This window comes from Thiothrix caldifontis, assembly GCF_900107695.1.
Classification (GTDB): Bacteria; Pseudomonadota; Gammaproteobacteria; order Thiotrichales; family Thiotrichaceae; genus Thiothrix; species Thiothrix caldifontis.
Genome location: NZ_FNQP01000013.1, coordinates 35,987 through 58,725, shown reverse-complemented (window position 1 = coordinate 58,725; position 22,739 = coordinate 35,987). Strand labels below are relative to the sequence as shown.

Sequence of the window (22,739 nt, the reverse complement as noted above, 5' to 3'; positions counted from 1 at the left end):
CCCCGCGTATTAGCGCCGCACCGTCATGGTTTCAGCCACCAGCAAAATGACGGAAATAATATTGGCCAACAATGCACCGCCGGAGAATGAGACGATAGCGACAGCCGCACCCGTATCCACCCCTGCGGCACTGATGTGGGCAGCATATCCCCAGATCAGTGCCGCCATGATTAACTGTAAGTCTGCTACCAAACTGGTAGCAAGAAAAATAGCGCCCAAGTGCGTTCGATCACCAAACTTCAATACAGTAGCGATTAGACTAACAACCAGAGCAGCGAATAATTCATACACATTATGATGCTCAATATTGTCAATATCGCCGATAAAAAAACCAAAGTTGAGTGTTAGTGCTAACACGATAAAAAAACCGAAAACCACTTTCTCTGAGTTCATAACAATCCCTGAACAAAATCAATCTCAAGCATAGACGATAGCACTACTGGCTTGCCAGCCAAGTTTTCAATAGCAGGCATAAACCACAACAACAATGACTCTCACTATGCACCTCATACACGACATTAATGAATAATTAAAATAATGTGATTGACATCACAACGATTAATTAAACTAATTTTTATAATTGGATAAGTAATTTCTTGTGGCTACATCTGTAACCATGTTCATGGGCAAAACCGGGAGTAATAGATATGAGAAAACACATAGCCTGTCTTGATGGGATAAGAGGCGGATTAGCACTTTGGGTGTTCTTCGGTCATATCTGTTTTGCTGTCGGCGCTACAATACCACTCGTAAGCTCACCAGCATTAGCTGTCGATCTATTTATGCTCATTTCCGGCTTCCTCATGATGTATCATTATTCAAACTACACGCTGTCATCCGGTCGTGTGATAGGTGATGCAAGCACGACGTTTCAATGGCCTGAAGCCAAAAAGTTTTGGATTCGCCGATTTTTTCGCATAGCACCACTGTATTATTTTTTACTGCCTATTTCGTTTGTTATCGGTACCGAATTTCAAACATGGGTAAAAAATATTGAAGCAGCATTTCCGCCACCATGGATTGACGCACTCAATGCCTATGTCTCCCCAACAGACCACTCATTCTCGATTCAAAATCTGTTAAGCCATATTACGTTTGTGTTTGGGGCATTCCCTCAATACGCCAGTAATAACAGTTTACCTGACTGGAGCCTCAGTCTGGAGATGCAATTTTACTTTGTATTTCCACTACTGTTAGTATTTTTCAAACCTTCACGGGTATTTTATGTGTTGGCTATAGCAATTCTTGCTGTACTTACCTTTGAAAAGCTGTTTGGTCTCTACTTAGATAATGGTTTACTCGGCAACTACCCGCAACCGAGTTTCTTGCCATTCAAATTTCATGTCTTCGTCGCAGGCATGGCACTGGGCTATCTGTGCAAATATGTGGACAGAAAAATCCTGTTACGCAGCCCTTACTGGTTAGTATTTTTATTACCTCTGCTATTGCTGAATAAATATGTGATCATTATTGCTCTCAGTATCGCAGTGCTCGTACTTTCCCAACATAAGCTGGTACTAGCCATTAATGGCTTACTTGAGAAAAAATTATTTAGATTTTTAGGTGATATTTCCTATGGCGTTTACCTAGTCCATTTACCCATTGCTTACTTTGTTGTGCAGCAACTATTGGCTTGGGATCACTTTCATGCCATAGGAGCGTTAAGCCGTTTTGCAGTGGCATCATCTATTTCACTGACCATTATTATTCCAGTTGCCTACCTGCTACATCAGGCAATAGAAATTCCCGGCATCAACTTAGGGAAGCGCTTAACTAGCAATCGCGATGTGAAGCATGTGCCCAGCATCGGAACAGGACAATAACACCGCTATACTACAGTGCCGCTAACTGAGTTAGCGGCCAACGTGGTTTGGCTTGAATCACCGCCGCTTCATTCGCACCTGCCTTCAAACGTAATGCGCCCGCATACGCAATCATTGCACCGTTATCGGTGCAAAATGCCAGACGCGGGAAATACACTTCTCCCGGCAACTCTGCCAATCGTGCCCGCAAGCGTCGGTTTGCGCCCACGCCACCCGCCACCACCAGCCGCTTGCGCCCCGCCTGTTCCAACGCCCGCCGACATTTGATAAACAGCGTATCTACCACTGCTTCCTCAAACGCTCGCGCAATATCTGCTTTATCCTGTTCCGTCTGCCCAGACTTCTGCCAAGTCGTCAGTGAAAACGTCTTTAAGCCGCTGAAGCTGAAATCACAGCCTGGTCGATCCACCATTGGGCGTGGAAATTTGTACACCCCCTCACGCCCTTGTTCCGCCAGCTTTGCCAGTAAAGGCCCCCCCGGATACTCTAGGCCCATCAGTTTGGCGGTCTTATCAAACGCTTCACCCGCCGCGTCATCCACGCTTTCGCCTAGAATGTGATATTCACCAATGCGCGGCACATCCACCAGCATGGTATGCCCACCTGACACCAGCAACGCCACAAACGGCAATTCTGGCGGGTTTTCTTCCAACATCGGCGCGAGCAAATGCCCCTCCATGTGATGCACGCCCACGGCGGGGACATTCAAGCCCCAGGCCATCGACCGCGCAATCGAAGCGCCCGTCAGCAATGCGCCAATCAGCCCCGGCCCTGCGGTGTAGGCAATGCCATCAATATCCGCCATTGTCATATCAGCATCCACCAACGCCTCGCGCAGCAAGGGCAACACGCGGCGAATATGATCCCGCGATGCCAATTCCGGCACCACGCCACCGTATTCAGCGTGCATCGCAATTTGGCTGAACAAGCGATGCGCCAACAAGCCTTTGTCGGTGTCGTACAACGCCACGCCGGTTTCATCACAAGAGCTTTCAATTCCAAGTACGCGCATGAGGGTCTTCTGGGGTTAAACAAGATGAACGGCAGTATATATGCTAAAGTTGCGCGATGACAAAACAAGGTATTGGAAACATGCGATTCTTCTGGATGCCCTTGCTGGCGCTCTTACTGCTGGCACAGACACCCGCTATCTGGGCAAAAGACCGGCTGATTTTACTCGCCGGACAATCCAACATGATGGGGCGTGGCAAAGTGAGTGAACTGCCTGCCACCTACAAAACCACCCCGGCGAATGTGAAATATTTCTACCAAGGGCGCGAACACCCACTGGCAAAATTTGCATGGTTTGGCCCCGAAGTCAGCTTTGCGCACGAAGTTGCCCGCGCTTTCCCCAACGACACCATTATCCTTGTCAAGCAAGCCGCATCGGGCAGCCTGATCCAGCAATGGCAGCCTGATCAGGCGCTTTATAAAGCCTTGCTACGCCAAGTGGGTTTTGCTACCCCCAAAGACACAACCTTGCAGGCAGATGCGATTCTATGGATGCAAGGGGAGAGCGATGCACAAGAATCCATCGGTGTCGCCCAACAATACGGCAAGCGCCTGACCACATTGGTGACACAATTGCGCACGGATTTGGCTGCCCCCAATAGTTTATTCATTTACGGGCAAATTAATCTGGAACACGAGAAACATGCCGAATCCATTGCAGCGGTACGTAGCCAGCAGCAAGCGGCACAGCAACAATTACCGCGTGCGTTGATGGTGTCTAGCGACGGTTTAGGTAAGCAGATTGATGGCATTCACTACGATGCTGCGGGCCAAATGGAATTAGGCAAACGCTTCGCAAAAGCCTACATTCAACAGATGAAATAGCACACGAAATCATGGTATTCACGCGCATTTTCACCTACGATTGTGCACCACAACAAAAACAGTCGCCGCCCGCAGTTGATTAACCATCAAGGGAGTAGAGCCATGACCATTATTAAGCAAGACGACGTAATTGCCAGTGTGGCGGATGCGTTGCAATTCATTTCATATTACCACCCCATCGACTTCATCGAAGCGATGCACAAGGCGTGGGAACGTGAAGAATCACCAGCGGCGAAGGATTCTATTGCGCAAATCCTCGTCAATTCGCGCATGTGTGCCGAAGGCCACCGCCCGATTTGCCAAGATACCGGCATCGTCACCGTATTCGTCAAAGTTGGTATGAACGTGCAGTGGGAAGGTGAGATGAGCCTCTCCGACATGATCAACGAAGGCGTGCGCCGTGCGTACTTGAACCCTGATAACGTATTGCGTGCCTCCATCCTCGCCGACCCTGCGGGTGCGCGAAAAAACACCAAAGACAATACGCCAGCGGTGATTCATTACGAAATCGTCCCCGGCGACACCGTGTCGTTTGACGTGGCAGCCAAAGGCGGCGGTTCTGAAAACAAATCTAAAATGGTTATGCTTAACCCCTCTGACAGCATTGTGGATTGGGTGTTGAAAACCGTGCCAACGATGGGAGCAGGCTGGTGTCCGCCGGGAATGCTCGGCATTGGCATTGGCGGCACGGCTGAAAAAGCCGCTGTATTGGCAAAAGAAGTGCTGATGGAACCCATCGACATTCAGGAACTGCAAGCCCGTGGTGCACAAAACCGCGTCGAAGAATTGCGTCTGGAACTCTACGAAAAGGTCAATCAACTCGGTATTGGCGCACAAGGTTTGGGCGGCTTGACCACCGTGCTGGATGTCAAAATCAAAGACTACCCGACGCACGCTGCATCTTTGCCCGTGTGCATGATCCCCAACTGTGCAGCGACGCGCCACACCCATTTCGTGCTGGACGGTTCGGATGCATCCTTGCAAACCCCGCCAGACTTATCCAACTGGCCGCAAATCTCGCTAGCAGGTGGTGCATCAGCCACCCGCGTCAACCTCGATACCATCACCCCAGAGCAAGTACGCAACTTGAAACCGGGCGAAACCGTATTACTGTCTGGCAAAATGTTGACCGGGCGTGATGCGGCGCACAAGCGCATGATCGACATGCTCAACAAAGGCGAAGCGCTACCAGTTGATTTGAAAGGACGCTTCATTTACTACGTTGGCCCCGTTGATCCGGTGCGTGATGAAGTCGTCGGCCCTGCTGGCCCTACCACTTCCACCCGTATGGATAAATTCACCCGTCAAATCCTGCAACAAACCGGCTTGCTGGGCATGATCGGCAAATCCGAACGTGGGCCGATTGCGATTGACGCGATCAAGGAATTCGGTGCGGTGTACCTGATGGCAGTCGGTGGGGCGGCGTATTTGGTGTCCAAAGCGATTACTGGCGCAAAAGTGCTGGCATTCCCCGAACTGGGCATGGAAGCCATTTATGAGTTCGAGGTCAAGGATATGCCAGTCACCGTTGCTGTCGATAGCAATGGTGAGTCGGTGCATACCACCGGCCCTGCACAATGGAAAAAGATTATTGATGCACGTTTAGCACACTAATTGCCACAGACTGGCGCAACGGCTGATCAATGCGCCAAAATCTTCGCCAAAAATGCCTGCGTGCGCTCGTTGCGCGGGCGGTTGAAGAAATCGTGCGGGTTGTTTTCCTCCACGATTTGCCCCGCATCCATGAAAATCACGCGATCGGCTACCGATTTGGCAAAGCCCATTTCGTGGGTAACGCACAGCATGGTAATGCCCTGTTCGGCGAGTTCGGTCATCACATCCAGCACTTCCTTGATCATTTCAGGGTCAAGCGCGGAGGTAGGTTCGTCGAACAGCAGCACTTGCGGGGTCAGGCATAAGGTACGCGCAATAGCAACGCGCTGTTGCTGCCCGCCGGAGAGTTGCAGCGGGTATTTGTGCGCTTGTTCGGCAATCTGTACCCGCCTGAGTTGCGTCATGGCACGTTCTTCCGCCTCGGCTTTGGAGAGTTTGTTGACCTGAATCGGCGCAAGCGTGAGGTTTTCCAGCACAGTCAAATGCGGGAACAGGTTGAATTGCTGGAATACCATGCCGACTTTGCGGCGCACTTCGTGCAGCACTTTCACGTCGTCGCTGAGTTCCAAACCATCCACCGTCAGCTTGCCCTGCTGATGGGCTTCCAAACGGTTGATACAGCGGATTAGGGTGGATTTGCCGGAACCGGATGGGCCGCAAATGACAATGCGTTCACCCTTGCGCACCTGCAAGTCGATGTCACGCAAGACGTGGAAGTGGTTGCCGTACCATTTGTTGACTTTGGCGAATTCGATCATGTAATCAGGCATTAATGCACTCACTTATCCGTTTGTATAATGCTAACGATACAAAAAAAGGTTCTTCAACTTGTTACCTGTCACCCCTGTTTTAGCGGCTGCTATATACATATTACTAGGAGCATCCGCAAAAAACGTATTGTTACTCAATTTCTGAGTCTCCAGAATCGCCACAATATCAAAGTTCTGCTTATCTTCTTCCTTGCCGGAGATAGCCACCGTATTACCACTGAACGTAATACGTTTACCACGCAAAAATAATCGATACCATGTATGACTACTGGGTGCATCCAGTTTAAACTGGCAACCGGATACCTGCACATTGGGAGTATCCCCAACCATCAACAACACCGCCTGTGCAGACTGAGAAGAGTTGAACTGACACTTGCTGACTTTCGTCAACGTTGCATCTTCACTATAAGTATAGCTAGGCCACAACGCCACTTCGTCGAAATAACAACCGGTAAAAGTAATATTAGCAGCGGCAGGCACAACAGCCGCATCTGCTTTCTTGCTATTCTTAAACAAACAATTGCTCAATTGTACTGGGTTTTGGGTGGAATACTTGTCGGTGGCGACGAACTCAAACCCTTCATTATCCACAAAGCGGCAATTGTCAAAGGTAATATTACCGGTCGAATGATCACCTTTACTCGTCCCTGACGGATCATCATGCCGGTAATTTGGCTCAATATCGACACCCGCAGCAGGTGAATGCGACCCATACAGCCCCGTATCCCCGGTATTGCTGAACGTACAATTGCGAAATGTCGCATAACGCAACTGGATAATACTCACACCTTGGCGGGCATTGCGGTCAAATACGCAATTTGTCACTGTCAGGTATTGGGTAACTTTAAAGTTGTTGATCTCACCCGCTTCCTATACATACAAGCCATCAGTACAACAATGGTGAAGGTTAACATTGGTCAGTGCCACTTTATAGCAACCGCTCAGGGAAATGCCACAAGATGCGCCTTCTGCGGTAGCCTGCTTGGTAATAGTACCAGCACCACCATCCAAGGTCAGTCCATCAATACTGAGGTTTTTGCAGCTAGTAAACATCAATCCGACACTATCATGATAAGAATAGCTAAAACCTTCATACTCCCAATCAGCCGTTCTCACCCACCCCCCATCGCAAACAATCTGGGCGTTCTGCCCGGCAATGGATACGTTGGTGCAATTGCTAAGCGTCAAATCCGTCACCTTATTGGCAAACTGCCCGTCAGATACCTTGTGTACCCCAATCCGATAAACACCGGGCGGAAAATATAAGACGCCTGTGCGTTGCTTATTGATCTGTGCGAACGCCCGCTGCAAGGCAAGATAATCATCGGTTATCCCATTCCCCAACGCACCGTATTGTTTGACATTTACTACCGGTAATTTTGCCGCAGATGCGGCCTGAGCATCGCTCAACAAACCCGCCAAACCTAAACCAGCATACAGATGAAATGTTCGTCTATGCATCACTCCCCCAATTATTAATTAATAGTTTTATTGCAAATAACACACTGAAGTATTAATGCGCCTTCCCCCGATTCACCTGCCGCTCCACCCACTGGCTGTAGCGCGACAAACTGAAACAAAACACGAAATAAATCGCCGCGATAAACAAATACCCTTCCAGCTTGTACGCCATCCAGTTCGGGTCGCTGTTCACAGCGAGATCCAACGAGCCAGTCAGCTCGTACAGGCTCACAATCGTCACCAGTGAGGTATCCTTGAAGGTGGAAATGAAGTTATTCATGATCCCCGGCACAACCGTTGCCAAGGCTTGCGGCAAAATAATCTTGCGCTGCATCTGCCAGTAAGTCAGCCCCAAAGATGCCGCCGCTTCGTATTGCCCACGCGGAATCGCCTGCAAACCACCGCGAATCACTTCCGCCAGATACGCCGCCGCAAACAACGTCATTGCCACCAACACCCGCAGCAGCACATCAATCGAGAAACCTTCCGGCATGAACAGCGGAAACAGAAACGATGCCATAAACAGCACCGAAATCAGCGGCACACCGCGAATCAGTTCCACATAAACCGTGCAGAGCGTCCTGATCACCGGCAAAGCCGACATGCGCCCCAATGCCAGCAAAATCGACAACGGAAATGCGCCCACCACCGACAACGATGCCAGCAAAATGGTCAACGGCAAACCGCCCCATTGATCGGTTGTGACCACGCTCAGACCAAACACACCGCCATGCATCAGGGTAAAAAATACCGCTAACACCCCCAGCCACAACGCTGCCAACCACGGCTTCCAAAACATCCGCATACAGCTTGCCAACAACAATGCCATCAGCAACAAAGTCGCCGCGAACGGTCGCCACTGTTCCTCAAACGGGTAACGCCCGAAAATGATCACGCGGTATTTTTCTGCCACCACACCCCAACACGCGCCCGCGCCACGTGCCGCATTGCATTGCTCCGCATCGGCTGCCCATACCGCATGATGGATGCCCCAACCCCACAGGTGCGAAACCGCGTAGACCAACAACATTCCCAATAGCAGCGTTACCGCACTGTTAAACATATTATTAAACAAATTGGCGCGTAACCATGCCATTGCCTAACGCTCCTTAATCGCCGCACGACGATTGTAAGCATTCATCAGTACGGAAGTGAGCAACGAAAGCGTCAGGTAAACCGCCATAATCACCGCGATACACTCCACCGCCCGCCCCGTCTGATTGATCGAGGTATTCGCAATCGACACCAGATCAGGGTAGCCCACCGCTACTGCGAGCGAAGAGTTTTTGGTCAGATTCAAATACTGATTGGTCAACGGTGGAATAATCACCCGCAACGCTTGCGGCAACTGAATCAAACGCATGGCTTGCCCCCGACTCAAACCCAGTGCCAGCGCCGCTTCGTGCTGTCCACGCGACACAGAAGCAATGCCACTGCGCACGATTTCTGCAATGTAAGACGCAGTATAAATCACCAACCCCAACAATAAGGCCAGAAATTCCGGCGAAACATTGATGCCACCTTTAATACCAAATCCGGCCTTGACCGGCATATCCCCAAACCAAGGCAAGGTTAAGCCTGTTTTGGTGAGAAACATGCCGAGAAAAGGGTCGGCTTCCCGTGCAGTTGGCAAAAACTCAACCAATAACAGATACCACATCAGCAATTGCAACAACAGTGGGATATTGCGGAAGATTTCCACATACATCAGGCACAAACCACGAATCAGGATATTCTGGGAAAAGCGCCCTACCCCCAGCAATACGCCGAGAATAGTGGTGAGAATAATGCCAATGAGGGCAACTTTTAGGGTATTACCTAAGCCGGTAAGAAAAGCTTTCCAATAAGGTTGCGTCGATTCAAACCCAAACAGGCTTTCACTAATGTCAAATCCGGCAGGTTGCAACAGGAAGCCGAAGCCGCTTTGAATGCCACGGGTACGCATGTTTTCCAGCGTATTGTCGGCGAGAATGGCAACGCACAATACCACCAGCAACAACGCGGCAAGCTGATAGAGCCAACCGCGTATTTTTTGGTTGCGCCAGAAGCTCATTAACACGTTTAACGAATCGGTGGCGCGTACAAAATCCCGCCCTGATTCCACAGCTTATTCAAACCGCGATCCAGTTTCAGTTGGGAATCATTACCAACATTGCGCTCGAAAACTTCGCCGTAATTGCCCGTCGCTTTCAAGGCTCGGTATGCCCATTCCTTATCCAAACCCAGCAATGCTCCCATGTCTTCCGCTGTACCCAGAATACGCTGGATATTCGGATCATCGCTGGTTTTCTTTTCATCCAAATTGGCTTGGGTAAGCCCGTATTCTTCGGCTTCGATCAGCGCATTCAACACCCACTTGCTGATGGCAAAGAACTCGTCATCACCACGGCGTACCAACGGCCCCAATGGTTCTTTGGAAATAATTTCGGGCAAAATCAGGTGTTCATCAGGATTTTTCGCAATGGTACGCTCCGCTGCCAAGCCTGACGCATCCGTGGTATACGCCTCGCAACGCCCGCTGTGGTAAGCACCCGTTGCCGCTTCATTTTTTTCAAACACCAACGGTTTAATATCCAATTTATTGGCTCGCGCAAAATCAGTCAGGTTTTTTTCGGTCGTCGTGCCGGATTGGACACAGACGGTTGCCCCATCCAGTTCCTTGGCACTGGCAACTTTCAGCTCTTTTTTCACCATGAAACCTTGTCCATCGTAATAAATTGTGCCGACAAAGTTTGCCCCTAGCGACGCATCGCGGGTCAACGTCCAGGTCGTATTGCGTGACAAGATGTCGATTTCACCCGATTGCAATGCCGTAAAACGCTGTTGCGCATTCAAGGGGACGTATTTCACCTTGCTGGCATCGCCTAACACGGCTGCTGCGAGTGCTTTGCAGTAATCCACATCCATCCCACTCCACTTGCCTTCGCTATCGGCGGAAGAAAAACCCGCCAGTGCCACATTGACGCCGCACACCAATTGATCGCGGGACTTGATGGTATCCAACGTTTTACCTGCCTGAACAGGCAAACTGAGCATGACCGCCGTACACAGGGTAACGCCCGCCAAAGCACGCGCAAGAGTAGTTGTTAGCATCGGTGTTCCTCTTTTAATAAAATTTGCCGCGCAACAATAGCAACGGAACACCCAATAGTATAAACATCAATGGAATAATCAGCCAATTGCCAACCCGCACATAAGGGGTTGTGCCTTGCATCGGTGTGGCATAACCACTGATTACCGTAGCAATACGCGGCTCAGCCGTAGCAGTTACTTTACCGTTTTCATCAATAATCGCGCTAACACCGTTATTGGTAGCCCGCAACAAATAGCGCCCGGTTTCCAACGCCCGCATCCGCGCAATTTCCGCGTGTTGTGCCGGTTCAATTGAGCCGGTAAACCAGCCGTCATTGCTGACATTCACCAACATCGTCGCTTGTGGCAATCCGGCAATCATTTCTTCGGCATATGCATCTTCGTAACACACCGACATGCGCATCGGTTGGCCCGCCACCATCAGGGTATTCGTACCATCCCAAGCGGTCACATTGTCATACGGCAATTTGATGATATGTTCCAAAAAGCGCAGGTATTTCAACAAGGGAATGTATTCGCTGAATGGCACAAGGTGTTGCTTCGCGTACACATGCTCCCCCGTATTGATGGAAACTTCCACATCACGCTCACCACCCACCGCCATCACTGCGTTGTACACCGCCTCGGTATCACGATTCACATGAAAGCCACCGACCAATAAATCGGCTTTTGCCTCACGCGCCCAATCCTGTAACGGCAACATCACATCCAAGGATTGCGGGAAAAAATCGGCGAGCGCGGTTTCCGGCCAAATCACCAAGTGGGAGGATTCAACGTTCGGGTACTTATCCCCATCCATCAAATCCAAATAGGCTTGGATATTGTCATTGCGGAATTCGCGTGACCACTTGGTCAATTGATCAACATTACCTTGCAACATACTGACATATAACGGCTCCCCTGCGGGTTCAGTCCAACGAATTTGTCCCAAACCAAACCCACCCGCTACTACAACCATCGCCAAGCAGCTAGCAATCACCCGTTCACGCAAAGTTCCCAGCACCAACAAAACCGACACACCCGCGCAGACAGCGACCAACCAACTAACCCCTAACACCCCAGTTATTGGTGCATAATGTGCCAGCCAAGTATCAATTTGACTGCTACCCAGTTGTAGCCACGGAAACCCTGTTAGAAACCAACCGCGAAACCATTCCGTCAATACCCAAATCGCTGGAAATACCACCAATAAACGCACCGCTTGTGGCATATGCGCGGTATACCCCGCCAACCAACCAAACACTAATAAAAATAGCGCCATGATCACCACAAAAATTGCCACCATGAAAGCTGCAATGAAAGAATTTGCGCCGCCGAAAAAATGGATACTGACATAAATCCAGTGTGCCCCCCCGGCAAACACCCCCACTCCAAACACCCACGCCAACCACAAGCGTTGCTTGGTGGGCACCGACTTCAGATTCAGCCAAAATAATACCGCAGGGGCAAGAAATGCAAACGCACGCCACTCAAGAGGCGCAAACGCTAAAGTCATCGATGCACCTGCCAGCAAAGCCAGCAGGTAAGCAAATGTTGAAAGGGAGTCGTTAGAGTTACGAAAAGACAGCATGATTGGAATATCCAGCGCAGCAAAATGTGAGCGGATTATAACGCAGGCACTTCCTCAGAACATGAATTTTCCGTGTGGGGCAACACTTCCAGCAACAAAATACGCCGGGAATCGCTGCGCAATACCCGAAACAACCACCCCATTAACACCACCTCCTCGCCCTGACGCGGGATTTTGCCCAATTCATGGATCACAATCCCTGCAATGGTATCGAATTCCTCGGTATCAAATGCGGTTCCCACCGCCTCATTGAACTCATCAATCGGGGTCATGGCCTCAACAATGAAACGCCCGTCACCTTGCGGCTGGATATTGGTGGAAATATCTTCCTCATCGTCGTGTTCATCGTCAATATCGCCGACAATCTGTTCCAGCACGTCTTCAAACGTCACTAGCCCAGAAATACCCGCGTATTCGTCGATAACGACCGCCATGTGGTTACGGGTTTTACGAAATTCAGTCAGTAGCCGATTCAAACGCTGGCTTTCGGGGACAATTAATGCAGGGCGAATAATGTCATCAATTTCAAATTCTTGTTCACGTCCGCTGTATTTGAGCAAATCTTTTGCTAACAATACCCCAACCAAATCATCGCGGTCTTCATCTACCACGGGATAACGCGAATGCTCAGTTTCTGCAATACGAGCGAGAATTTGGGTGAAGTCATCTTCATGGTAGATGAAATTGATTTGCGAGCGCGGAACCATGATGTCACGTACCTGTAGCGCACCAAATTCCAATACCCCTTGCAACATTCCCACCGTTTCACCCGGAAGGAGGTTTTTTTCATTAGCCCGTTGTAAATCGTCTATTAAATCTTCCCGACTTTGGGAAGTAAGATCGAGTTTATTGATTAACCATTGTTTCCATCGCGGTCGAGGTCGCGAGTCACCTATGTCAGTTTTCATTGTTCCTCTGGAGGTCAGTGATAAGGGTCGGGAAAGCCGAGTTTAAGCAGCAAAGTGGTTTCTAAACCTTCCATCTCTTCTGCTTCGGTGTCCGTTATATGGTCATAACCTTGTAAATGCAACAAACCATGTATCAGCAAATGTGCCCAATGTTGGGTGGCAGTTTTGCCCTGTTCGGCTGCTTCTCGCTCGACCACGGGCAAACAAATAACCAGATCACCGAGGTATTCGATGTCATCGTCATCTTCTGGAATCGGTGGCGCATCGTAAGGAAACGACAATACGTTTGTCGGGTAATCTTTGTCCCGATAAGCGCGATTGAGTGCCTGGCTTTCGGCTTCATTGACGATGCGCACCACCACACCGGCTTCTGCATCCTCCGACCATACGGCTTGCGCCCAGTGTAATAAATCGCCTTCAGCAGGAATCGTCGGGTAAGCTTCAGGGTTTTGAATATCAAGTTGCAGGCTCATGTTGCACGCTCTCGCTCAAAGCCTTCATACGCTGCCACAATCTTTTGTACCAGTTTGTGCCGCACCACGTCACGCCCGCTGAACCAGTTAAAGCTAATACCTTTAACACCTTCCAGAATTTCAGCCGCTTGACGCAGGCCGGAAGTTTGATGGCGTGGCAAGTCAATCTGGGTAATGTCACCCGTAATCACGGCGGAAGAGCCGAACCCTAAGCGTGTCAGGAACATTTTCATTTGTTCTGTTGTGGTATTTTGCGCTTCATCCAGCAAAATAAACGCATCATTCAAGGTGCGCCCACGCATATAAGCCAACGGCGCTACTTCAATGACATTGCGCTCAATCAGCTTGTTGACTTTTTCGACACCCAGCATTTCGTATAATGCGTCATACATTGGACGCAAATACGGGTCGATTTTTTGCGACAAGTCCCCGGGTAAGAAACCCAGACGTTCCCCCGCTTCCACCGCTGGTCGTACCAGCACCAAACGGCGCACTTCATCACGCTCCAAGGCTTCGACCGCGCACGCCACTGCCAGCCAAGTCTTACCTGTACCAGCAGGACCAATGCCGAAGGTAACATCGTGGGTGCGGATATTTTGGATGTACTGACTTTGCGCTAAACCTTTCGGTTTGATGTAACCACGCTTGGTGCGAATGCGCACATCGTCGCCAGTATTGGCTTGCACCTTGTCGAGATTGGCTTCTTGCAGAAACAGATGGATACTTTCTGGGCTGAGCACAGTTTCCGCCGTTTCTCGATAAAGGTCGTGCAGTAGATTGATGGTTAACTGTGTAGTCAGCGGCGTTCCGGTAATCTGGAACAAATTGCCGCGATTGCTCAGCTCAACGCCGAGGCGATGCTCTAATTGACGCAAGTGCTGATCAAATTGACCGCACAAGTTCATTAAACGCTCGGTATTTGCAGGTTCAAGCTCAAACTGAACGGTGTGCCTGTCACTTTCCGTTGCAGCAGTAGTTGTAGTGGTCAAGAAGACTGAGAATTCCATAAAGGGAGACAGTTAAAGTATAGCCACAGCCCTACCTAGGTTCAACCGTTCCGATAAATGGTAGGATAATCGCGCGTAATCTTATGATATTATTTTGACCAAGTACAATATAGCAAAATAATGACGATGCACATCCGGGGGAAACAACCGTGCAAGTGACGCTAAGCTTTTTTACGCAGGCAACAGGTTGGCATAAACCCTTACCTGATGTTGACTCATCCCAGACGTTGGTATTGATATTCAGCCCGCCCGATAGCAAACACCACCAAACTGCTATAGAACAGTTACATGCCTTTTATCCGCAATCAGTGATCGCGGGTTGTTCCACTGTTGCTGGTATTTTCAACGAGCATTTGCTGGAAAATGCCTTAGTGGTAGGTATTATTTGCTTTAAGACAACCCGTCTAGCCTTTTCCAGTGCTGAATTACCGCATCTAGAAGATTCTTTTAAAATAGGCAAGCAAATTGCCACTGACTTGAATGCACCTGATCTTAAAGGTATTTTTATTCTAACCGATGGTCTTAACACCAATGGCCACGAATTAATTCGTGGCATAGCATCGGTTATTAATGAAACCAACGTCACCGTAGTCGGTGGCTTAGCCAGTGACAATATGCAGTTTGTATCCACATGGATATTGTACCAAGGGCAAGCGGTCTCACAGCGAGCCTGTGGCGTTGGTTTTTATGGTAAAGATCTCGTCTTTACCAGCTACGCTCGTGACGGCTTCAAGCCGTTTGGCCCTGAACGTATGATTACTCGTTCAGCGGGTAATACTCTGTATGAAATTGATGGTCGCCCTGCCCTACAACTCTATAAAGAATACCTTGGGGAACATGCTGATAACTTACCCGCAACAGCCCTACACTTTCCCTTAGCTATCTGGAACCAAACCAAAGATCACTACGTAGTACGCACCGTGATTTCAGTCGATGAAGCGAATAACAGCCTAGGGTTTGTGGCAGATATTCCACAGGGTTATCAGACTCAATTGATGTATGGCAGTTTTGATAATTTGCTGGAAGGCGCAGAAATAGCCTCACGCAGCTTAGCAAATCGCCTACCGCCACAAACCCCCGTCTTCGCACTCACCATCAGTTGCTCAGGACGCAAGCTCGTCATGGGCGATGACGCTGATCAAGAATTAGAAGCCACGCTTGAAAACCTTCCTAGCGGTAGTCAACAGCTTGGATTTTACTCCTACGGTGAATTAGCCCCCACTGCACTCGGTGGGCAGTGCTGCCTGCACAACGAAACCATGACCTTAACGGTGATGTATGAAGGAAGTTAAACCCCTCCATAAGCGCTTACAAAAACAATTAAAGCGCAGTGGCCTGCTCCAACATGGCTTACCGGATGATCAAAATAAATGGCAGAATTTTCTGCACCAAATCGACCTCTCGTACACCGGCACAAGTGACGCGCAATATTTGCTGGAACGCTCCCTAGAAGTATCGTCGCAGGAAATGCGCAAACTGTATGACGATCTCAAAGCCGAAACCGAACAACGTATCGAAGCCTTACACAAATCCGAACAAAAAACCCGCTTCATGGCCAATATGAGCCACGAACTACGTACCCCAATACACGGCATTTTGGGTTCATTGGAAATCGTGAAAGATACGACACTGGATCCGCGTCAGAAATTATTCGTCGATACTGCGTATGCATCCTGTGAAGTCATGCTGGATGTCATTAACAATATTCTAGACTTTTCCAAACTCAAAGCAGGAGGTATTGAGCTGGAAATTATCGAGTTTTCCCCGCGTGAATTGGTGGAAAACATCAGCGGCATTATGTCGACGATGGCACAGGAGAAAAATCTCGAAGTTCAATGTTACATCCCCGAAAACATTCCTGAGCGCGTTAAAGGCGACCCAGCTCGCTTACGGCAGATGTTAATGAACTTGGTCGGCAATGCCGTCAAATTTACCGAACGCGGCGAAGTGTATACCGGCTTGGAATTGCTGGAAATCCGCGATGACAAAGCCGTATTACGTTTTGAAGTCCGTGATACTGGCATCGGCATTCCCTTCGCCATGCAAAAAAGTGTATTTGAATCGTTTGTGCAAGTCGATGCTTCCATCAACCGGCGTTACGGCGGTACAGGCTTGGGGTTAACCATTGTACGCGAGTTTACTGAAATGATGGGTGGTCGCCTTGGACTGGACAGCGTTCCCGGTCAGGGAACAACTTTCTGGTTTGAAATCACCTTTCCAATCACCGAAAATCATGCATTAAGCAACACTAGCCACCATTTAGAAGGTCGCCGTATTCTGGTGGTGGACGATAATGAAACCAACCGGCGAATTCTGGAAAACTACCTGCAAGCTTGGAAAGCCGAAGCCATTATCGTTAGTAACGGGCATGATGCATTGCACAAACTCGAAGAATCCATCACTCAGCAAAAACCTATCGACCTCATGCTGTTGGACTGGTTTATGCCACAAATGGATGGTATCGCGTTAGCCAAAACTATCCGCAGTGACAACCGCCATGACCAAACTCCGATTGTAATGCTCACCTCTTACGGTATTTCACTCGAAAAGCAGCAGCAAGCAGGCGTGCAAGCTGCCGTTACCAAACCCGTGCGCTCCATCACTTTACGGGATGTATTGCTGGATACTTTACGGCGACACACAATCCATAATCAGCCCAAACCAACGCCAGCGACTACTCTGCCCTTCCCCAATATCATCTTGAAATCTGTCGCATCAATCGAACCTGCGATTTTGTTAGCCGAAGACAACCCCGTCAATGCCCTGATTGCCATCACCATGTTGGAAAAACTCAATATACAAGTCAATCACGTCACCACTGGCAAGTTAGCGCTCAAATCCATGCGTACTCGCCCTTACAAACTCGTGTTGATGGATATTAATATGCCAGAAATGGATGGTTACACGGCTACCCGTTACATCCGCAAATGGGAAAAAGAGGGCATATTCAAGCAACATATTCCGGTGATTGCCATGACCGCCAATGCGCTCAAAGGCGACCGTGAACGCTGCCTAAAAATGGGTATGGATGATTATCTGGCAAAACCTGTCAAACAAGATGAGCTACTCAAAGTTGTCGAGCAATGGTTACAGTAAGGTCGAACATGCTTCCGCCCCTAACGAATCACCCGTGGTTCTGGCTCTAAGGTAATTCCAAAGCTATCCTGTACCGAAGCAATAATCGTCTGGGCAAAATTCCACACCTCTATACCAGTGGCATTGCCATGATTCACCAAGACCAACGCATGTTTGGCGTAAGTGCCTGTATCACCGTCACGTTTACCCTTCCAGCCACATTGATCAATTAACCAACCCGCTGAGGTTTTCACTTGACCCTGTTGAGGCCACCCCGGTATATCAGGAAATTGCGTTTTGAGTGCCGCCCATTGTGCTGGTGTAATAAGTGGGTTTTTGAAAAAACTGCCTGCGTTACCAATTTCAGCAGGATCTGGCAATTTGCTTTGGCGGATGCTGATAATGGCATCGCTGATCAAACGCGCATTTAACATTTTGCCTGCTAACAGCTCTTTCACCCCTGAATAGTCGATTTTCCACTGTGGCTGACGCGGCAAACGTAATACTACAGCCACAATCAACCAACGATCCGGTTCTACCGATTTGAAATAGCTATCACGGTAAGTAAAACGGCACTCTTCAACATTAAAATCACGGATTTCTGCGGTGCGCCAGTCTAAAGCTTGTACTTCATACACATGATCTTTTAGCTCTACGCCATACGCACCAATATTCTGCATTGGTGCTGCGCCGACGGTTCCTGGAATCAACGATAAGTTTTCAAGCCCTGCAAAGCCTTGTGCGATAGTCCATTGCACAAATTCATGCCAGTTATTGCCTGCTCCCGCACGTACATAATGGTAATTCTCATCCTGTCCCAATACTTCCAAGGTTTCCAAGCGCACTTGCACGACTAAGCCCGGATAATCATTGACGAACAATATATTACTGCCGCCTCCCAGAAATAATAGCGGTAAATCAGGATGTTCCTGCTGCCAGGCCATCAAGGTGCGTACTCCACTCAGCTTGTGCAAGCTACAGAAATAACGGGCTTTAACAGCTAACCCAAAGGTATTGAGTGCTTTCAGGGAATAATTTTCGCGAATCTTCATGTGGAAATCGTTTGTATTAAAAGTTCATAACGCAAAAAGGCCGGAACAAATCCGGCCTCTATCATACCTGAAAACAGCGTACCTTACTGTGCCGTAGCACCGCCAGACATTTGTTGCAGGTAAGCAACCAATACTTTGATTTCAGTATCAGACAGGTTACGACCGTCTTTACCGAACACAGGCATTTGGCGCTTAACACCATTATGGATAACGGCTTTCACCGCTTCCAATTTAGCTTCAGGGGTTTCTGCGGCTGGCAGGTTAGCAATTGTCCAAACTTTATCAGTCAGGTTAGCAGAACCTTGTGCGTGCATACCTGTGCCTTCCTTTGTATGGCACATGTAGCAACCACCTGCTTGGCCTTGGAAGATTTTTTGACCTTCTGCGGCGGCGGCTGCATCTACTGCTGGCTCCCCAGACAGTGTTAACACGTAGTTAGCCACTTGATTGAGTTGCGTTTCATCAAAGGTTTTGCTGTAAGCAGGCATGTAACCCAAACGACCATGACGGATAGTATTTTCAATCGCCGTGGTGTCACCACCCCACAACCAATCATCATCCACCAAGTTAGGGAATTGACCGACCACACCTTGACCGCCAGACTGGTGGCAAGCGGCACAGTTATCACCGAACATCCCTACGCCGTAAGAACGCACGAAAGAAGACATATCAGGATCTTGTGCAATTTGCTCATAAGAAGCCGCGCCAACTTTAGCGAGGTATTCTTGCTGCTTGATCGCTTCTGCACCGTTTTGCATGTCATGCGCCAATAGTGCACGCATGTTCCAGTGGGTGGTTTTCTCTTCGCCAGCATCAGTCTTATAGGTAATATCGTTACCAATACCTTTTAAATAGGTATTACCAATCGGCCAAGAAGGGTACATAACCCAGTACAAAATAGTAAAAATGATCGTGCCGTAGAATGTCCACAACCACCAGCGTGGCAGGGGGTTGTTAAATTCTTGTAACGAATCATCCCAAACGTGACCAGTAGTTTCTGCGCCGGTCAAAGGGTCTTTTACAGGAGTAGCCATAACTATTTCTCACCTTTTGCTTGGGAAGCCGCCTCTGCTGCTTTGACACGCTTGTCTGCTTCATCCTCATCCATCAGCGGCATGTAGCGATAAGACTCAAGCCTTTCGCCACGCTTGCGGCTAGAATAGACGTAAATGACGATACCCACAAACGTCGTAAAAAAGATCAGCAACGCAACGGTCTTGCTGTTACCTAGATCCAAGATCCATGTCCAGAAGTCTGTCAGCATTTGATCCTCACCTTGTCAACAGAGGCCACTATCCAGTAGCACAGAAAATTAACGGAATTGAATGAAGTGGTCTTCATCAAACTTTTTAAAGTCAACCATCGTACCCAGCACTTGCAGGTAAGCAACCAAGGCATCCATCTCACTGATGTTGTTAGGATTACCGTCGTAGTTGCCTGCTTTAGCCTGTGCAATCAGATTAGCCTCTGCTTGATTGATGTCGAGTTTCTTAGCAACCTCTTCACCAAATTTCTTCACGTTATCTTCGTATTCAACCGTAGTTTGCGAGTAAGGCACGCCTACCCGTTTCAACGCCACCATACGATCTTGAAGATCCGACAAATCCAAATCCGTTTCAGTCAACCAAGGATAGTTAGGCATGATGGATTCAGGTACGACTGAACGCGGAGCTTTTAAATGCTGCACTTGCCATTCGTTGGAATACTTCCCACCCACACGCGCCAGATCCGGGCCAGTACGCTTAGAACCCCATTGGAATGGGTGGTCATACTTGGACTCAGCCGCCAGTGAATAGTGACCATAGCGAAGGTCTTCATCACGGAACGGACGGATCATTTGTGAGTGGCAAGTGTAGCAACCTTCACGGATGTAAATGTCACGCCCACGTTGCTCTAACGGTGTGTAAGGACGCACAACTTCCAAACCGGTCGCGGGGTCTTTCACATCTTCCACAGTTTCATTGATGTAGTGCAATGGAACGATTTCCACCAGACCACCAATACTGATAGCAACCAGGGTCAGGACAATCAACAGTCCCGAATTGGTTTCGATACTTTCGTGTTTAAACATATCTCAACTCTCCCTGATTACGCTTTAGCAGCAGCAGTCGCAGGAACACCTTCTTCCTGTTTTGCACGCGAAATGGTCATGTAGATGTTATAAGCCATCAACAACATACCAGACAAGAAGAACAAGCCGCCTACCGCACGTGCTACCAATGGGCCATGCATGAACGCAACCGTTTCAACGAAGGTATAAGCCAAGTTGCCGTATTCATCAAACGCACGCAACATTAAACCTTGACCGATACCGGATACCCACAATGCAGTGATGTACAGGATAGTACCGATAGTCGCTAAGAAGAAGTGCGTATAAACCAATTGCATACTGTAAAGTGTGGTATTCCACAGACGCGGAATCATGTGGTAGAACGACGCAATCGAGATCATCGCAACCCAGCCCAGAGCGCCGGAGTGAACGTGACCAACCGTCCAGTCAGTGTAATGTGACAGCGCGTTAACACTCTTCAAAGACATCATCGGGCCTTCAAAGGTAGACATACCATAGAAAGACAGCGCTGTAATCATGAACATCATGATAGGGTCAGTACGCAGTTTATCCCATGCACCTGAAAGGGTCATGATACCGTTGATCATACCACCCCACGATGGCATCAACAGCATGATGGAGAAGGTTGCTGCCAATGTGGAAGTCCAGTCAGGGATCGCCGTCCAGTGCAGGTGGTGAGTACCTACCCACATATACATGAAGCTCAACGCCCAGAAGTGGATGATGGACAAACGGTAAGAGTAAACCGGACGACCTGCTTGCTTAGGCACGAAGTAGTACATCATCCCCAAGAACGCCGCTGTCAGGAAGAAACCCACCGCGTTGTGACCGTACCACCACTGCGTCATCGCATCTTGCGCACCAGAAAACAAGCTGTAAGACACTGGCGATGTCAAGCTGATCGGCATCGCCAAGTTATTGAAGATGTGCAACAGTGCTGTCGCCAAAATGAATGACATGTAGAACCAGTTAGCCACATAAATGTGTGGTTGGTTACGTTTCATCAGGGTAACAGTGAAGATCAGGAAATAAGTAACCCAAACCACCGCGATAGCTAAGTCAACAAACCACACTGGTTCAGCGTATTCACGGCCTTGCGTGAAACCTTGCAGATAGAGCAAACCAGCAATAAGCACGGACAGATTCCAACCCCAGAAGGTGAAGTTCGGCCAGAATGTGCCACCCGCCAAACGGGCTTGGCAAGTACGTTGTACTACATAGTAAGAAGTCGCAAACAGCGCATTACCACCGAAACCGAAGATAACACCACTGGTGTGTAACGGACGTAAACGTCCGAAAGTGATCTGGGCAATATCGAAGTTCAGAAAAGGCCAAGCCAATTCTGACGCGATATACACACCGGCAGTCATGCCGAGGATACCCCAGATGATCGAAGCTATCGCGAATTTCTTCACGATATCATAGTTGTATTGCTCTGAAGAGAGTGCAGCACTATGAGCCATCGTTTGCCCTCTGGATTAACAAGATTGAAAAAATTAAAACACTGTAATGTGCGGCAAGCATACAGTAAAAAACCGGATAAGAAAACGTTAATACTGTGTGAAAACACGCACTCAAGCTGGGCATGGTGCGTCTAATGCCCTCAAATTGACTTAGGTCAAGAAAGCATGAATCCCCAAATGATAACGACATTAAGAATGGCGATTGTTACCGCAGCAGACCCCATATCTTTCGCCCGACCAGAGAGTTTATGACGTTCCATCCCGGTTCGATCAACCACAGCCTCAACAGCAGAGTTCAACAACTCCACGATCAGCAACAGCAAAACACTACCAATCATCAATGCCTTTTCCACACCATTTTCACCTAACCACAACGCGAGTGGGAAAGCAATCGCCATAATCCACACTTCTTGCCGAAACGCCTCCTCGTGCTTGTAGGCGGCACAGAAACCTTGCCATGAATATTGGGCTGCTTTGATGATACGGGTGAGTCCGGTGTTACCGCTGTAAGCCATGTTGATAA

At 48.9% G+C, this 22,739-nt stretch carries 23 protein-coding genes; 5 read left to right on the top strand and 18 right to left on the bottom strand.

Annotation, left to right across the window (positions count from 1 at the left end):
- Window positions 1-9 precede the first annotated feature (9 nt).
- Window positions 10-393: a DUF6394 family protein gene (locus BLV87_RS11945; RefSeq protein WP_093068972.1), complete on the bottom strand. Its 384-nt coding sequence runs from the start codon at window positions 391-393 to the stop codon at window positions 10-12.
- A gap of 254 nt (window positions 394-647) precedes the next feature.
- Here BLV87_RS11945 and BLV87_RS11940 point away from each other — a divergent pair, with 254 nt between their 5' ends.
- Window positions 648-1,823 carry an acyltransferase family protein gene (locus BLV87_RS11940; protein WP_093068968.1) on the top strand — a complete coding sequence of 392 codons (1,176 nt, stop codon included), beginning with the start codon at window positions 648-650 and terminating at the stop codon, window positions 1,821-1,823.
- A 10-nt stretch (window positions 1,824-1,833) separates the two neighbouring features.
- Here the strand turns inward: BLV87_RS11940 and tsaD are convergent, their stop codons facing one another.
- Window positions 1,834-2,835 (bottom strand): tRNA (adenosine(37)-N6)-threonylcarbamoyltransferase complex transferase subunit TsaD, encoded by a 1,002-nt coding sequence (gene tsaD, locus BLV87_RS11935; RefSeq protein WP_093068966.1) that lies wholly within the window; start codon window positions 2,833-2,835, stop codon window positions 1,834-1,836.
- A gap of 80 nt (window positions 2,836-2,915) precedes the next feature.
- On the opposite strand from tsaD, the gene BLV87_RS11930 reads away from it, so the two are divergent.
- Both BLV87_RS11930 and BLV87_RS11925 read left to right on the top strand, forming a co-directional pair.
- Entirely contained in the window at window positions 2,916-3,659 is a 744-nt protein-coding gene (locus tag BLV87_RS11930; protein WP_093068965.1) for a sialate O-acetylesterase, read from the top strand.
- A 102-nt stretch (window positions 3,660-3,761) separates the two neighbouring features.
- Window positions 3,762-5,273, top strand: a complete 1,512-nt coding sequence (locus BLV87_RS11925; RefSeq protein WP_093068963.1) for a fumarate hydratase — start codon at window positions 3,762-3,764, stop codon at window positions 5,271-5,273.
- A gap of 26 nt (window positions 5,274-5,299) precedes the next feature.
- Here BLV87_RS11925 and BLV87_RS11920 read toward each other — a convergent pair whose 3' ends face one another.
- Genes BLV87_RS11920 through BLV87_RS11875 form a run of 10 tightly spaced genes read right to left on the bottom strand, consistent with a single transcriptional unit; the run spans window position 5,300 to window position 14,453 of the window.
- Entirely contained in the window at window positions 5,300-6,043 is a 744-nt protein-coding gene (locus tag BLV87_RS11920) for an amino acid ABC transporter ATP-binding protein (RefSeq protein WP_093068962.1), read from the bottom strand.
- A 30-nt stretch (window positions 6,044-6,073) separates the two neighbouring features.
- Complete coding sequence (locus BLV87_RS11915) at window positions 6,074-6,868, bottom strand: right-handed parallel beta-helix repeat-containing protein (protein WP_175517923.1); 795 nt, start codon at window positions 6,866-6,868, stop codon at window positions 6,074-6,076.
- Window positions 6,869-6,913: 45 nt separating this feature from the next.
- The gene (locus BLV87_RS11910; RefSeq protein WP_093068958.1) at window positions 6,914-7,504 is read right to left on the bottom strand and encodes a glycosyl hydrolase family 28-related protein; all 591 of its coding nucleotides are present in this window, start codon (window positions 7,502-7,504) and stop codon (window positions 6,914-6,916) included.
- 52 nt (window positions 7,505-7,556) lie between these two features.
- Window positions 7,557-8,600: an amino acid ABC transporter permease gene (locus BLV87_RS11905; RefSeq protein ID WP_093068957.1), complete on the bottom strand. Its 1,044-nt coding sequence runs from the start codon at window positions 8,598-8,600 to the stop codon at window positions 7,557-7,559.
- 3 nt (window positions 8,601-8,603) lie between these two features.
- The gene (locus BLV87_RS11900; protein WP_245707015.1) at window positions 8,604-9,608 is read right to left on the bottom strand and encodes an amino acid ABC transporter permease; all 1,005 of its coding nucleotides are present in this window, start codon (window positions 9,606-9,608) and stop codon (window positions 8,604-8,606) included.
- The gene (locus BLV87_RS11895; RefSeq protein ID WP_093068955.1) at window positions 9,566-10,597 is read right to left on the bottom strand and encodes an amino acid ABC transporter substrate-binding protein; all 1,032 of its coding nucleotides are present in this window, start codon (window positions 10,595-10,597) and stop codon (window positions 9,566-9,568) included. Before BLV87_RS11895 ends, BLV87_RS11900 begins: the two co-directional genes overlap by 43 nt.
- A gap of 13 nt (window positions 10,598-10,610) precedes the next feature.
- Complete coding sequence (gene lnt, locus BLV87_RS11890; protein ID WP_093068954.1) at window positions 10,611-12,167, bottom strand: apolipoprotein N-acyltransferase; 1,557 nt, start codon at window positions 12,165-12,167, stop codon at window positions 10,611-10,613.
- 35 nt (window positions 12,168-12,202) lie between these two features.
- Window positions 12,203-13,075, bottom strand: coding sequence for a CorC family transporter (locus tag BLV87_RS11885; RefSeq protein WP_093068952.1), 873 nt, complete (start codon window positions 13,073-13,075; stop codon window positions 12,203-12,205).
- Between the two features lie 14 nt (window positions 13,076-13,089).
- Window positions 13,090-13,548: an rRNA maturation RNase YbeY gene (ybeY, locus tag BLV87_RS11880; RefSeq protein ID WP_093068951.1), complete on the bottom strand. Its 459-nt coding sequence runs from the start codon at window positions 13,546-13,548 to the stop codon at window positions 13,090-13,092.
- Window positions 13,545-14,453, bottom strand: coding sequence for a PhoH family protein (locus BLV87_RS11875; protein ID WP_175517926.1), 909 nt, complete (start codon window positions 14,451-14,453; stop codon window positions 13,545-13,547). Before BLV87_RS11875 ends, ybeY begins: the two co-directional genes overlap by 4 nt.
- 251 nt (window positions 14,454-14,704) lie before the next feature.
- On the opposite strand from BLV87_RS11875, the gene BLV87_RS11870 reads away from it, so the two are divergent.
- The gene (locus tag BLV87_RS11870; RefSeq protein WP_093068948.1) at window positions 14,705-15,847 is read left to right on the top strand and encodes an FIST signal transduction protein; all 1,143 of its coding nucleotides are present in this window, start codon (window positions 14,705-14,707) and stop codon (window positions 15,845-15,847) included.
- Complete coding sequence (locus BLV87_RS11865; RefSeq protein WP_093068946.1) at window positions 15,834-17,651, top strand: response regulator; 1,818 nt, start codon at window positions 15,834-15,836, stop codon at window positions 17,649-17,651. The genes BLV87_RS11870 and BLV87_RS11865 overlap by 14 nt, the downstream gene beginning before the upstream one ends.
- A gap of 20 nt (window positions 17,652-17,671) precedes the next feature.
- Here the strand turns inward: BLV87_RS11865 and murB are convergent, their stop codons facing one another.
- From murB to BLV87_RS11835, 6 genes are all read right to left on the bottom strand, one after another.
- The gene (gene murB, locus BLV87_RS11860; protein ID WP_093068945.1) at window positions 17,672-18,682 is read right to left on the bottom strand and encodes a UDP-N-acetylmuramate dehydrogenase; all 1,011 of its coding nucleotides are present in this window, start codon (window positions 18,680-18,682) and stop codon (window positions 17,672-17,674) included.
- Between the two features lie 83 nt (window positions 18,683-18,765).
- Window positions 18,766-19,716, bottom strand: coding sequence for a cytochrome-c oxidase, cbb3-type subunit III (gene ccoP, locus BLV87_RS11855; protein WP_093068944.1), 951 nt, complete (start codon window positions 19,714-19,716; stop codon window positions 18,766-18,768).
- A 2-nt stretch (window positions 19,717-19,718) separates the two neighbouring features.
- The gene (locus BLV87_RS11850; protein WP_175517922.1) at window positions 19,719-19,946 is read right to left on the bottom strand and encodes a cbb3-type cytochrome oxidase subunit 3; all 228 of its coding nucleotides are present in this window, start codon (window positions 19,944-19,946) and stop codon (window positions 19,719-19,721) included.
- A 48-nt stretch (window positions 19,947-19,994) separates the two neighbouring features.
- Window positions 19,995-20,753, bottom strand: a complete 759-nt coding sequence (ccoO, locus tag BLV87_RS11845; protein ID WP_093068943.1) for a cytochrome-c oxidase, cbb3-type subunit II — start codon at window positions 20,751-20,753, stop codon at window positions 19,995-19,997.
- Between the two features lie 17 nt (window positions 20,754-20,770).
- The gene (gene ccoN / locus BLV87_RS11840) at window positions 20,771-22,216 is read right to left on the bottom strand and encodes a cytochrome-c oxidase, cbb3-type subunit I (RefSeq protein WP_093068942.1); all 1,446 of its coding nucleotides are present in this window, start codon (window positions 22,214-22,216) and stop codon (window positions 20,771-20,773) included.
- A gap of 155 nt (window positions 22,217-22,371) precedes the next feature.
- Window positions 22,372-22,731 (bottom strand): diacylglycerol kinase, encoded by a 360-nt coding sequence (locus BLV87_RS11835; protein ID WP_093068941.1) that lies wholly within the window; start codon window positions 22,729-22,731, stop codon window positions 22,372-22,374.
- Between the last annotated feature and the right edge of the window lie 8 nt (window positions 22,732-22,739).